Source organism: Paraliobacillus sediminis (assembly GCF_003426055.1).
In genome coordinates this window covers 473809-487741 of the sequence record NZ_QJSI01000001.1, presented here as the reverse complement: position 1 = coordinate 487741, position 13933 = coordinate 473809, and the positions used below count along the sequence as shown (strand labels likewise).

The window sequence follows — 13933 nt, the reverse complement described above, 5'->3', positions numbered from 1 at the left end:
TTTAAACGATTCTGTTATTCACGCTAGATCATACAAATAATTCTATTAATTCCTTGGTATAGTTATTTCTATTTTTTGAGAATAAATCTATTTCCGAAAAACTATCAACAACAGATCCTTCTTTCATTACCATTATATCTTGACTCATTTCAGATACAGCTGCTAAGTCATGAGAGATAAACAAATAGGCCATTCCTATTTGTTTACGTAAACTAGTAAGTAGCTTTAATATAGCTCCTTGTGAGAGCACATCCAGACTTGCAGTTGGTTCATCGAGGATAAGGAGTTCGGGTTCAATACTTAAAGCTCGTGCTATTGTTACGCGTTGCTTTTGACCACCACTTAGTTCATGTGGGTAACGATTAGCCAAACTCGAAGGTAGCTCAACTGCTTCAAGTAATTTATTTATATACTGCTCTTTATTTTCATAGTTAAAATAAGTTAAATTAAGTTCGTCTTTGAACTGCATATATGGATCAATCATTGATTCCTTTATTTTTAACTTCGGATTCAGTGAAGCTGTAGGATTCTGAAAAACAGCTTGCATATGGATGCGATGTTCCCTTAACTTTCGTTCGTTTAAGCCTTGTAATTGTACGCCATTAAGAACAATGCTTCCACTGTCAATTCGCTCAATCCCTAATAAACATCTGGCTAATGTACTTTTACCAGATCCACTCTCGCCAACCAAACCAAAGCATTTTCCTTTTTCAATCTCTACATTTACATTGTTCAGAATAAGATTATCTTTATTATATGTCTTATAAATAGATTTGGCTTGCAGTACTGCCATTGCTTACTTCACCTCTTCAAAACTATCATCTTTCAACGTAGGGGCCGCAACGATTAGTTTTCTTGTATAACTATGCTGTGGATTAGAAATTATTTTTTGTTTTTTACCAATTTCAATGATTTCTCCGTCTTTCATTACAGCGATATGATCAGCATAATTTCTTACGTGACGCCAATCGTGCGTTATAAATAAAATGGTACAGTTCGTTTCTTTTTGTAATTTGGTTAGTAATCCTAAGATTTTATAGCATGTAACACTATCCAATGCTGTTGTCGCTTCATCAGCAATTAGAAGTTTAGGTTTTAAAAGAAGAGCTAATGCAATCGAAACCCGTTGTAACTGTCCCCCACTAAGTTGAAAAGGGTAACGCGCGTAGAGCGCTTCATCTAGTTCAACAGAATGAAGTGCTTTAATCGTTTCATCTATTCTCTTCTTCTTTGAAAAGTTCGTATGTCTTTTAAACGATTCTTCAAAGTGCTTTCCAATTGTTAAAAAGGGTGTGAATGATCCATGATAGTCTTGAAAGATGTAAGCTATTTCTTGTCCGCGAATCTTTTGCATTTCCTTTTTAGACATTGTCAAAATATCCTGCTTTTCAAAAATTATCTCTCCAGTAATCTTGAAGTTAGCTGCGGCTAGTTGACCAATCACAGAAGCTGTAACACTCTTCCCACTTCCACTCTGTCCGACAAGGGCAAACCACTCTCCTTTTTTAATTTCAAAGGAAATATTATTAATAATTGTTTCATCCTTTTTATAAACAGATAATTGTTCAATAGCTAATACAGACATCGAACTAAGCCTCCTTTTTCACATCAAAACGATCTCTTAAATAATCGCCAAAGAGATTTGATACTAAAACAATACTAACAATTGCAAGTCCTGGGTAAATCATTAACACAGGTCTTGATTGAAAATATGGTCTAGAGTCATTTAACATCGCTCCCCATTCTGGTGATGGCGGTTGTGCACCAAGTCCTATGTAGGATAAAGATGATATTAACAATATTATTTTCCCTAAATCAAGGCTTGCAAGTACTAGAACATTTCCAATTACATGTGGAAAAATATGTTTAATCATTATTTTCCACGGCTTCAGTCCATTTATTCTAGCTATATCTACATATTCTTTTTTACGTTCTGTCATTACCGTACTTCGAACTAATCGTGCATAATTAACCCATTTAACCAATATAATCGCAAACAATAAGTTGCCTATCCCGGCTCCAAGTAAACCACTCAAAACAATTGCAACTACAGTGTCAGGAAATGCTAGGAATCCATCCGCCACACGCATAAAAATACGATCAATTAATCCTCCCTTAAAACCAGCAAAGACACCAAATGGAACACCAATTATAACTGCTACAATAAGTGCCAAAACACTGTAGCCAACTGTTAACTTACTTCCAAGCAAGATTCTAGTTAACACATCTCGTCCTAAATGGTCTGTCCCTAAAGGATGTTGAAAGCTCATGCCTAGTAATCTCTTTGACATATCGGTAAGATTCGGATCATGTTGCAGATATAAGAATGTGTAAAGGATACATACTAATAAACTAACACCAATTAATATACTAGAGATTATTTTCCAGTTATTTTTTTTCTTTACAAAGCTATTATTAGATAAAAGTGCCATCAATTTGTCTCCTTTTCTCGCAGTCGAGCTTCGGGATTTAATAGATAATACGATAAATCCACTATCGTATTAACCACGAAAACAATGATCGCCATAATCAATATATAACCTTGAATAATTGGATAATCACGTTGTTTTATTGAATCAACTACTAACTTACCAATCCCAGGATACGAAAAGAGTACTTCAATCACGACAACTCCACCTATTAAGCTACCAATACTTACTCCAAAAACAGTTATTACTGGAGGTAGCGCGGAACGAAAAGCATGAAAAAAGAAAATTCGAAATGACGATAGTCCTCTTGCTCTTGCAGATTTAATAAACTCTTGGTTTAAAGACTCCAGTAAACTGGAGCGCAATAGACGTACATAAACACTTGATATCGCAATTCCTAAAGTTAATGATGGTAGAAGCAAAGATAAAAACCCATCACGTCCCATCGTAGGAAAAAGACCCATTTTAACAGCTAATAGGTCAATTAAGAGAAGCCCTAACCAAAAACTCGGCATTGCAGCCCCAACTACAGATAGGCCTCTGCTAAACTGATCAATCCAACTATTTCGATATAAAGCAGCTAGCGATCCTAACGGAACAGCTATCAAAAGCATAACAATGGTAGATCCTATCGTTAATTCTAATGTTGCAGGAACTGCCCCAAGAATAAGACCCATAACAGGTTGACCAGTAACAAAAGAATCACCTAGATCAAATTGAATGAATCTCCATAACCATGTTACGTATTGAATGATGAGCGGTTCATTAAAACCCATTTCCTCACGTAATAATTCTATTTGATCTTGTGTCACGGCTAGCTCATCCGCATTTAATATTGTCAATATTGGGTCTCCTGGTGCTAATCTAATAAATAGGAAACTAATAAAGGTAATAATAAGGACAAAAATAAGAACCTCTATTAATCGTCTACTTATAATTCGAAACATTACTTCACATCCAATTTATTCGTAATCATATAATATTCACTTCTAGTTGTTACCCAGTTTTCTACTTTATCTCCATCATAAGCAACAAGTGTTGCTGGATGTAAAATAAAGGAATTAATCATTTCTTCGTCAACATACATCGCTGCACGTTCAGCTAATTCTGCTCTAGCATCCGCATCAACAGTTTGATTCAATTCATCTATAATAGCAGTTAACTCGGGTTCTTCCGTACCACTAAAGTTTAGTGCTCCAGTTGGATGATAGGTTGCATTCAAATAATAACCAGCATCTCCTCGTGGTGCAGTTAAATTACTATACGTTGCTAAATCCCAATCACGGTTAGATGCCATATATTCTTCTGGAATATCAATCTGTTGTATCTCTACCTCAATACCAATTTGACCTGCATCTGATTGAAACACTTGTGCAATCAACGGTAGATCAGCACGTGCACTATACGTTAATAAAGTAAAACTTAATTGTTCTCCATCTTTTTGCATCAAACCATCTTCTAAAACATATCCAGCCTTTTCAAGGTAATCTGTAGCAACTTCTGAACCGGTAAGTCTTTCCTCGTATTCAGGAGCAAAAGAGAGTGAGGGAAGAAAAGGTCCTTCTGCCACTTTTCCAAACCCTTGTAAAATGGAATCGACAATCTCTTCTCGATTAATTAAAGCATCTACTGCTTTTCTTACGTTTACATCTTGTATACTTTCCTTTTCCATATTCATCGTCATTTGATGTACGCGAAATGTGTCAGTTGCTTCTACAGTGATACCGTCACGCTCTTCTAAAGAGTCTATACTTTCAACCTCAGGACGAAATACAATATCAGCTTCACCTGCTTCTAAAGCAAGCGACCGTGCATTGGCATCTTCATTAAACGAGAATTTCACTTTATCTAAATTCGATGGCCCGTTCCAATATGCATCAAATCTCTCTAATTCCAAACCACTTCCTGGTGTAAATGACGTTAATTTAAATGGACCAGTTCCAACAGGATTAGTAACAAAGTCTGTTTCCGTTACGTCTATAATCGATGTATTTGGATTTACTAGTTCCGATATAAATTCTGGAAATGGCTGATCCGTTTTAACTTTTAAACTTAATCCATCCGCTTCTATCGATTGAATATGTAAGGCATTTTGCATTGCAACACTTTCTTTCAACATACGTTCTAACGAAGCTTTCACAGCCTCCGCATCCATAACATTTCCATTATGAAACGTAATATTTTCTTTTAACTCGATTGTCCAATTTTGCCCATCTTCACTACTCCAATCCTCTGCCAACCAAGGCTCTACCGACAAATCCTCTTCATCTAAGCGCATTAAGGTCTCTGTTAAACCAGCTCGTATCGGCACATAACTAGAATCAACATGTGGATCTAGTGAACTTGTTGAGAAATTATATAAAAAGTGAATTTCCTTTGTTTCGTCATCCGTTTCCTCTGAAGACGAAGCTGAGCATGCTGACAAAAAAATAATTAGTGATAGTAACATTAAGTAAATAACATATGTATGTTTATTCAAAATAAATTCCCCTCTCATTAATTAAATCGTAACCATTACGATCGAAATGGTTACGATTTAGATTATATATTATAGTGGTAAAGGTTGTCAATTCATATTTAAAATAAAAAGAGTCAAGTAATACTCCGTAAATTGGAGTGTGTTACTTGACTCTTTCAAATCGACACAAGAAATTATTTTTTCCACTTTGCTAACGCTTCTGCAAGCGCTGGGTTTGTAAATTCTTCTTTTTCTTGTTTCACATATTTTTTTACATCTTGTTTGGAAGCCTTTTTCTTGTTGTTTTGCTCTTTACGTTTTTGAAATGCCGTTAGCTTTTCACGATGACCACAGCTACATGTAAAGGTTTGGCCTTCTCCTTCACCACGCATTTCCAATTTTTTATGGCAATTTGGACAACGTGCATTTGTTTTACGGGCAATGTTCTTTTTCTCACCACATGATCGATCCTGACAGACAAGCATTCTGCCATTCTTGCCATTTATCTCTAACATTAGCTTGCCACAAGTCGGACATTTAGTTCCCGTAATATTATCATGTTTGTAATTTTCTTTACTATTTTTAATTTCCCGTACGACTGTTGTCGCATAGGTTTTCATTTCTTTAATAAACGCTTCCTTTTTCAAATCTCCATTAGCAATCTTAGTCAACTTCTGCTCCCATTCGGCAGTTAAGATTGGCGATTGTAAATCTAATGGTACAATTTCAAGTAATTGACGTCCTTTTGACGTTGTGAACAGAGATTTTCCCTTACTCTCGATATAATTTGTATGGAAAAGCTTTTCAATGATATCAGCACGCGTCGCTACTGTTCCGAGTCCACCCGTTTGATGCATCGTTTGTACCAATTGTTTATTCTCTTGATCCATATACTTAACTGGATTCTCCATTGCTTCTAGCAGAGTACCTTCTGTAAAACGTGCAGGGGGTTGTGTTTTACCATTCGTGACACGCACTGATACATCAGCTAAAACATCACCTTTTGTAAGATTAGGTAGTGTTTGTTCATCTGCTGTTTCGCGGTCATCCTGGAAACGATTCTGATAAATTTCTTTCCAGCCATGATCTTTTACTTTCTTTCCTTTAGCGGAAAAGCGTTCTTCCCCAAACTTTACTTCGATTGTTGTCTGTTCATACACGTATGGTTTTGATAAAACAGCTAAAAAACGTTTCACAACAAGGTCATAAATCTTTCGCTCTTTATCATCTAAATCCGACAATATTACGCCTTGTTCAGTAGGTATAATTGCATGGTGATCTGAAACTTTTTTATCATCAACAAAAGATTTATTAGCATTAATACCCTGTTTTAAAATAGTTGCTCCTACTTTCGCATACTGGTCTACGCCACAAGCATCAACACGATCTTTTAGAGTAGGTACAATATCTGCTGATATAAAGCGTGAATCAGTTCGTGGGTATGTCAATACTTTGTGCTGCTCATAGAGTTTTTGCATGATCGATAACGTTTGTTTACCAGAAAAGCCAAATGCCTTATTGGCTTCCTGTTGTAAGCTACCCAAATCATATAAAGGAGGCGCAAAGCTTTTTTTCTCTTTTTTATCTATTGCACTAATTGTTGCTTGTTTAGTTTTTAAGTTTGTCGCTATTTTTTCTGCCTTTTCTTTATCGAAAATGCGCGTATCGTTTTTTTCATTACGCCATGTTAATGTTAAGCCTTGCTTCGTTTTAGCCTCAAGTCCATAGAAATCTTTGGGTTGAAACTTTTTAATTTCTTCTTCACGTTTAGCAATCATCGCAAGCGTTGGCGTTTGGACACGTCCACTTGATAATTGCGCATTAAATTTTGTTGTAAGAGCTCGGGTTGCGTTTAAACCGACATACCAGTCTGCTTCCGAACGCGCAACAGCCGACTGAAAGAGATTCTGATAATTTTTCCCTGGTTTCAAGTTAGTAAAACCATCACGAATAGCTTTATCTGTTACAGATGAAATCCACAGACGTTTTACTGGTTTATTAATACGTGCTTTCTCTAAAATCCAACCAGCAACAAGCTCACCTTCACGTCCTGCATCGGTTGCAATAACGATATCTGATACATCTTTTCGTTGCATTTGTGCTTTCACTGTTTGAAACTGTTTTCCCGTTTTCTTCATAACCACTAACTTTAAATCAGCAGGAAGCATTGGTAAATCTTCTAACTTCCACGTTTTAAATTTCTCATCATATGTTTCTGGGTCTGCCAAAGTTACTAAATGACCAAGAGCCCAAGTTACAATATATTTCGAACCTTCAAAATATCCATTTGCTTTTTTGGTACAATTTAATACACGCGCAATGTCGCGTCCAACTGAAGGTTTTTCTGCTAAAACAACTGTTTTACTCATTTATTTCAATCCTTCCTAGTTACTACTTATACTTTATCATATCAAGCAGTGGACGAGAAAGGTATTAACTAAATTGAATTCAAACCACTCCATTTCAAGTTTAGCAAACAGGACCGTTATATACAGATGCGTGCATCTCCATAAAGTAAAATCCTTATAGAACTTTTGGATTATTTTTCAAATATAGTTACTTTTTTAACTAAATCAAATGTACAATGAATTTAAATATGAAAGGGGACGATAAAAATGAATAACCATGAAATTGATTACAAGCTCCATGGCGATGATATGCAATTTGTGGAGGTTGAACTTGATCCAAATGAAACGGTAATTGCTGAAGCCGGAAGTTTAATGATGATGGAAGAAAAAATCGAGATGGAGACTATTTTTGGTGATGGTTCATCTGATGGTCCTAGCGGGCTGGTTGGCAAATTATTTGGTGCTGGAAAACGCGTGATCAGTGGAGAGAGTTTGTTTATGACTACTTTCACCAATGGAGGCGCTGAAAAAAGACGCGTATCATTTGCCGCTCCTTATCCAGGTAAGATTATCCCAATGGATTTAAGTGAAATAAATGGCAAGTTAATCTGTCAAAAAGACGCATTCTTAGCTGCAGCTAAAGGGGTATCCGTTGGTATAGAGTTCCAACGCAAACTTGGTACTGGCTTTTTTGGCGGCGAGGGTTTTATTATGCAAAAACTTGAAGGTGATGGCATGGCGTTTGTTCATGCTGGTGGAACTATGTACAAACGCGAGCTTAATGTTGGAGAAACTTTGCGCGTAGATACAGGTTGTCTTGTAGCAATGACTGGTGATGTTGATTATAACATTGAGTTTGTTGGCGGGATTAAAACAGCCCTCTTTGGTGGAGAAGGACTCTTCTTCGCAACCTTACGTGGACCAGGTACGATCTGGGTACAATCACTACCATTCAGCAGATTAGCAAGTCGCGTTTTCTCTGCGGCACCTGAAAATGGAGGATCTAAAGGCGAAGGAAGTATTGCCGGTGGATTATTTGATATTTTTGGTGGAGACAGAAGATAATTTTTAGCTAGATGTTGCGTTCCGACGAATTATCGCACTCTTCCGTCGAATTAATACGCTCTTCCGACAGATTGTCGGTTAACTTAGTCTCAGAAATAATAAAAAAGAAGCGAATCTTCTCTTTATAGAGAGTTTCGCTTCTTTTTACTTATTTAAAGAATTTAACGCGTTCTTCTAAAGGTTGGAAATCCTTTTCGCCAGCATCAGCAGCTGGTTTACCAAAGGGCATTTGAGCTTTTAGTTCCCAGTTAGTTGGAATGTCCCATTTCATTTTTACTTCATCATCAATTAGCGGGTTATAATGCTGTAGTGATGCACCTAGCCCCTCTATTTCTAATGAAGTCCACACAACAAACTGCAAAATACCAGATGCTTGGTCAGACCAAACTGGAAATTTATCTGCATATAATTCCATGTCTTTTTGTAAACCTTGCACAACTTTTTGATCTTCAAAGAAAAGAACCGTTCCATAACCACTTGCGAAGCTTGCGATTTTTTCCTCCGTTGAAGAAAAATTATCGGCTGGCACTATTTTACGCAATGTTTCTTTCGTTATATCCCATAATGCATGATGTTGGTCACCAAATAAAACGACAACACGGCCACTTTGTGAATTAAATGCGTATGGGGAATATTTCACAGCATAGTTTACCACTTCTTCTATTCGTTCTTCCGATACGACAGCTTCATTACTTATTTGATAAAATGAGCGCCTGTCTTTAATAGCTGTATAAAAATCTTTTGACATCTTACAACCCTCCAGATTTTACGTTTGTATTTTTACAATCTTATCCTTTACAAAAAAAGAGTAATAATACAGGTGGACGCAAAATCTTGATGAAAATTAATAAGAACCCTTCAATTCAGATTTAGATGGTTTTTTTGCTAAAAATGCAAAAACTACACCTAAAGCAGGAAATAGAAGTGTCACTAATAGAACTGGTGTGTAACTTTGAAATAAATCAAATCCGTAGCCAAATGGTAGTGGACCAAAAGCGGATCCCAATACAATCATTGTTGTTCCTATACCATTGATACTTCCTATGTATTTACGCCCAAAATAATTAGGCCAAATAATTTTCAAACTAATCCGCTCAAGACCATTTGCAATACCCCATATTGCCCCAAATAAGATTGCGATCATTACATTTGTAGTGACCATTAACAATAGCAATAAAATAATTTCAATTAAGAAGATTGCTATCAGAAAATAATTAGTCGGAAGTCGATCAGTCAAATAACCAGCTAATAATGACATTGGAATACCTACAACAGCCATTAAACTAAGAACAGTAGCGGCCACTTCAAGTGATAATGCCTGACTATCAAAGATCGAAAAGATATGAAATGTTATTCCTGTATTAACCATTGCAGGAATTCCAATACAGGCAATCAAAAACCAAAATGTTTTCGTTTTCGTTGCTTCTCGTAATGTCCAGTCTTCCTGTGCAGGGTCTGCAGTTGCAGCACCTAAAATAGATTTCTTTTTCTTAGCATCCACCTTACCATCCGGAACTAAACCCATATCCTCTGGTTTATTACGAACACCAAATAATGCGAATGGTAGAAAAATAACTAAAAGTGCAACACCCCAAAAGCGCCATGCAAATTGCCAATCCCACGTTTGTATTAACCATGTATTCATAATTGGAAACAAGGCGGCACTGATAAAGCTACCAAGTGTCATGATACTAAAAGCAAAGCCCCGCTTTTTAATGAACCATTGTGCAACAAGCGTACTTGGTATGAGTGACATGCTGCCTTGACCTAGAAGACGAATTAGAAAAAAACCAATCGCAAGCATCCAAATACTTGAAACCATACTATTAAAAAAGCATGCTAACGCAAAAAGCGTTCCAACAGTTACCATCATGGTACGTTGGCCAAACCGATCAATAAATCGACCGACAAACATCATAATTAAACCCGCACACAAAGTTGCAGCAGAATACACACCCGATACTTGTGATCTGCTCCATCCAAAATCATTGATATATTGATCTATAAAAGCGGAATTAGAATATGTCTGACCTGGACCAGAAAAAAAGATTCCTAGGCCTGCAATAAAAACAATCATCCAGCCATAATAAAAATTACTACCTATTTTTTTAAAAGTCATCTGGCTAATCCTCCATTTTTATGGTGAAATTCATGAGGAGATTTAAAGTTGAAAGAAGGAACGAGGAGAAAATAAGATCCAAAAAACATCTTATCACTATTTTATTTACAATGAAAGAGTTTACAGTTTTATAAAAGAACAAAAAAATTCTCTTTTACTTTAGTAAAAGAGAATTACTATCTTTTCTTCTAATTTGATCCACAGATTGAAAAGCTTCTTCAAAATAATCCGCAGCTATTTTATATTTACGCTCTTTGTAATAATATTCACCCATTTTTTTGAGATATAAACCGTATTCTATATATAACTCTCGCTCCTTCAAAAAGGGTAATACTTCTTTTTGCATTAACGTTTCAAATGAAGGTGTAAAACCATAAATTAAATACTTGTAAACTTTAATTTCATATACTAAAAAAGACTTGTCTGGTCTCATTTTTTTAGCGATAATAGCTGCTTTCTTATACCAAATAATTGCCTGATCAAGATCATTTTGATCGACATATTCTTTCATTAAACTGATCGTAGCCACTAATTCTTCTTGACTTAATGTGTTTTTCACAAACTGATAACTTTGATTAAAACAATTTAACGCTTGTGTTGGCTGTAGTTTTCTCTTGTACAACACACCTAAATAATGCTGACATTCAGCTAGTAAACCCTGTTCATCTTGTTCATTAGCTATTGTAATTGCCAATTGAAAACTCTTCATTGATTTTTCTATCTCTCTCATTCGCTGATAACCTATACCAGTTAAAATATGACATGCAGCACAATTTTTCAGTAAATAATTATTCCGATAATATTCTAAAGCTTTATTGGCATAGGTCATAGCATGATAAGTGAAATACAAATCGGTTGTTACTTTTGCTATTCTATAATACAAATCATGTAATTCATGTTGATAATTATGTATTTCTGATTTAATCAATTTCTCAGCATTTTGGAATCGCTCTAAACCTAAACTATAAGCCGAATTATTTATGTGGAAACATCCAGAAAATTTATTCCAATAATATAATTCTAAATCAGTAAGCACGTGCTCGTATTTTTCTAATTTTTCATATTGTATTTTTGCATTTTCAATTTGGTTGGTTAAAAGATAAAACTGTAACGTGTGTAATTCCACTAAGCAATACAAATCGGAATCAATTACCTTTTCAAATTCTTCAGTTATTTGCTGAAACGTTTCATGTGCAGTCGCAAGGCGTTCGTACAATAATTCTGTAAACCATCTTTTACATATAATTAGAATTTGCTCATCATCTGTACTTACCGGTTTAATCTGTAATTTATCACATATAAGCTTTACAGCCTCAATATTCGGCGCTGCTGTGTTATGTTCGATTTTAGATAAATAAGAGACAGAAACAATACCATTAGCCAGTTCCTCTTGTGTCATCTTTGCTTTTATTCGATAGTACTTAATTTTCTTCCCTATACCCGTTGCCATTATACAAAATCCCCCATCACACTATCCATAATTCTATCTCTAGATACGTCTCACTATTATAACGTATAGGAATGCAGTTTCGTTTCAATTTTAGCTAAATTTCTCTCCTATCTGCAATTCTAATCTCTTCAGCATCTCGATGCAAAGAAATATAATTAAGCTGTATTCTTTCTCCGGAATGGGAAACATTACAAATAAATCTTATTTATACCATCAATTGGCACACATTCATTGCTATGGAGTTGACTTACAAGCTTAAATCGCTTAAGCTTAGCTTTGATTATGTTTTTTCTGGAGGAATTATAAATATATGTTACAAGCCACGAATGTTAGTTTACGTTTTGGAGATAAAAAGTTATTTGAAGATGTTAATATCAAGTTCACACCTGGCAATTGTTATGGGTTAATTGGGGCGAATGGAGCTGGAAAGTCAACTTTTCTAAAAGTTCTTTCTGGTGAAGTTGAAGCACAAAGTGGGCATGTATCCCTTGGTAAGGATGAACGTTTAGCTGTATTGCAACAGGATCACTTCGCTTATGAGGAACAAGAAGTTTTGCAAACAGTTGTCATGGGACACACACGTTTATATGAAGTAATGCAAGAGAAAGATGCTGTTTATGCAAAAGCGGACTTTACTGAAGAAGATGGCATGCGTGCTGCTGAATTAGAAGGTGAATTCGCGGAATTAAACGGTTGGGAAGCAGAATCTGATGCCGCTGTCTTACTAAAAGGTTTAGGCGTTAGTGAAAAACTTCATGATAAGAAAATGGAAGAACTAAGTGGTTCTGACAAAGTAAAAGTGTTGTTAGCACAAGCACTATTCGGTTCACCTGACATTTTGTTATTAGATGAGCCTACCAACCACTTGGATATTACTGCAATTCATTGGTTAGAAGAGTTTTTGATCAACTTTGAGAACACAGTTATTGTTGTTTCCCATGACCGTCACTTCTTAAACAAAGTATGTACACATATTGCCGATGTTGATTTCGGGAAAATTCAACTTTATATCGGTAACTATGATTTTTGGTATGAGTCAAGCCAGTTAGCTTTACAAATGTCACAAGATAACAATAAGAAAAAAGAAGAGAAAATCAAAGAATTGCAAAACTTTGTTGCGCGTTTTAGTGCAAATGCTTCTAAATCTAAACAAGCAACTTCTCGTAAGAAAATGCTTGAAAATATTTCATTAGAAGACATCAAACCATCATCTAGAAAGTATCCTTATGTTATGTTCACACCTGATCGCGAAATGGGGAATGATTTCCTACGTGTAGAAGGCATCTCAAAAACAATTGACGGCAAAAAGGTACTAGATAATGTTAGTTTTGCATTAAATCGTGATGATAAGGTTGCATTTGTTGGAAGAGATGAGTTAGCTAAGACCGTACTTTTCCAAATTATTATGGGAGAAGTAGAGCCTGATGAAGGAACTTATACTTGGGGCGTCACAACTTCCCAATCTTATTTCCCTAAAGATAATAGTGAATTCTTTGAAGGTAATGATATGCCACTAGTTGACTGGTTACGTCAATATGCGCCACCAGAAGATCAAACAGAAACATTCCTACGTGGTTTCCTTGGTCGTATGTTATTCTCTGGAGAAGAAGCATTGAAAAGAGCGAATGTTTTATCCGGTGGAGAGAAAGTACGTTGTATGTTATCTAAAATGATGCTTTCGCATGCTAATGTGCTTATCTTAGATGAACCAACAAACCACTTAGATTTAGAGTCCATTACATCTTTAAACAATGGCTTAATTAAATTTAAAGGTTCGTTATTATTTACATCTCATGACCAACAGTTTGTTAACAGTATAGCAAATCGCCTAATTGAGATTACACCTACTGGTATTGTTGATAAAGAAATGAGCTATGATGAGTATGTCGTCGATAAGAAATTACAAAAACAAATTAGTGAAATGTACGCATAATAACAAGGTTAAAATCCCACTTTAAATAGAGTGGGATTTTTTATTTGTGAACATTTTGTGAATTTATGAGCATATCTATTGTGATTTATTACACATAATCGTATAATAAGTTTACAAACATTTCATTGCAT

11 protein-coding genes are annotated in these 13933 nt (G+C 35.5%); 2 read left to right on the top strand and 9 right to left on the bottom strand.

The features are described 5' to 3' along the window. Window positions 1-28 precede the first annotated feature (28 nt). The 6 genes from D2K60_RS02135 to D2K60_RS02110 all read right to left on the bottom strand — a co-directional run bounded on the left by D2K60_RS02135 (window position 29) and on the right by D2K60_RS02110 (window position 7256). On the bottom strand, window positions 29-793 hold the full coding sequence (locus tag D2K60_RS02135; protein WP_117168342.1) for an ABC transporter ATP-binding protein: 765 nt from the start codon (window positions 791-793) through the stop codon (window positions 29-31). 3 nt (window positions 794-796) lie between these two features. Beyond that, window positions 797-1585, bottom strand: coding sequence for an ATP-binding cassette domain-containing protein (locus tag D2K60_RS02130; RefSeq protein ID WP_117168341.1), 789 nt, complete (start codon window positions 1583-1585; stop codon window positions 797-799). A gap of 4 nt (window positions 1586-1589) precedes the next feature. Beyond that, entirely contained in the window at window positions 1590-2432 is an 843-nt protein-coding gene (gene nikC, locus D2K60_RS02125; protein WP_117168340.1) for a nickel transporter permease, read from the bottom strand. Further along, complete coding sequence (gene nikB / locus D2K60_RS02120) at window positions 2432-3376, bottom strand: nickel ABC transporter permease (RefSeq protein ID WP_117168339.1); 945 nt, start codon at window positions 3374-3376, stop codon at window positions 2432-2434. The genes nikC and nikB overlap by 1 nt, the downstream gene beginning before the upstream one ends. Next, a complete protein-coding gene (nikA, locus tag D2K60_RS02115; protein ID WP_420818807.1) occupies window positions 3376-4878 on the bottom strand; it encodes a nickel ABC transporter substrate-binding protein in 1503 nt (500 codons plus the stop codon). The genes nikB and nikA overlap by 1 nt, the downstream gene beginning before the upstream one ends. Window positions 4879-5081: 203 nt before the next feature. After that, complete coding sequence (locus D2K60_RS02110) at window positions 5082-7256, bottom strand: DNA topoisomerase III (RefSeq protein WP_117168337.1); 2175 nt, start codon at window positions 7254-7256, stop codon at window positions 5082-5084. A 246-nt stretch (window positions 7257-7502) separates the two neighbouring features. Here D2K60_RS02110 and D2K60_RS02105 point away from each other — a divergent pair, with 246 nt between their 5' ends. Further along, window positions 7503-8300 carry a TIGR00266 family protein gene (locus D2K60_RS02105; RefSeq protein ID WP_117168336.1) on the top strand — a complete coding sequence of 266 codons (798 nt, stop codon included), beginning with the start codon at window positions 7503-7505 and terminating at the stop codon, window positions 8298-8300. Between the two features lie 148 nt (window positions 8301-8448). Here the strand turns inward: D2K60_RS02105 and D2K60_RS02100 are convergent, their stop codons facing one another. From D2K60_RS02100 to D2K60_RS02090, 3 genes are all read right to left on the bottom strand, one after another. After that, a complete protein-coding gene (locus D2K60_RS02100; RefSeq protein WP_117168335.1) occupies window positions 8449-9048 on the bottom strand; it encodes a nitroreductase family protein in 600 nt (199 codons plus the stop codon). A 96-nt stretch (window positions 9049-9144) separates the two neighbouring features. After that, window positions 9145-10419 carry an MFS transporter gene (locus tag D2K60_RS02095; RefSeq protein WP_117168334.1) on the bottom strand — a complete coding sequence of 425 codons (1275 nt, stop codon included), beginning with the start codon at window positions 10417-10419 and terminating at the stop codon, window positions 9145-9147. Between the two features lie 154 nt (window positions 10420-10573). Continuing rightward, window positions 10574-11869, bottom strand: a complete 1296-nt coding sequence (locus D2K60_RS02090; protein WP_117168333.1) for a helix-turn-helix domain-containing protein — start codon at window positions 11867-11869, stop codon at window positions 10574-10576. 310 nt (window positions 11870-12179) lie between these two features. Here D2K60_RS02090 and D2K60_RS02085 point away from each other — a divergent pair, with 310 nt between their 5' ends. Beyond that, window positions 12180-13802 carry an ABC-F family ATP-binding cassette domain-containing protein gene (locus D2K60_RS02085; protein WP_117168332.1) on the top strand — a complete coding sequence of 541 codons (1623 nt, stop codon included), beginning with the start codon at window positions 12180-12182 and terminating at the stop codon, window positions 13800-13802. Window positions 13803-13933: the final 131 nt, after the last annotated feature.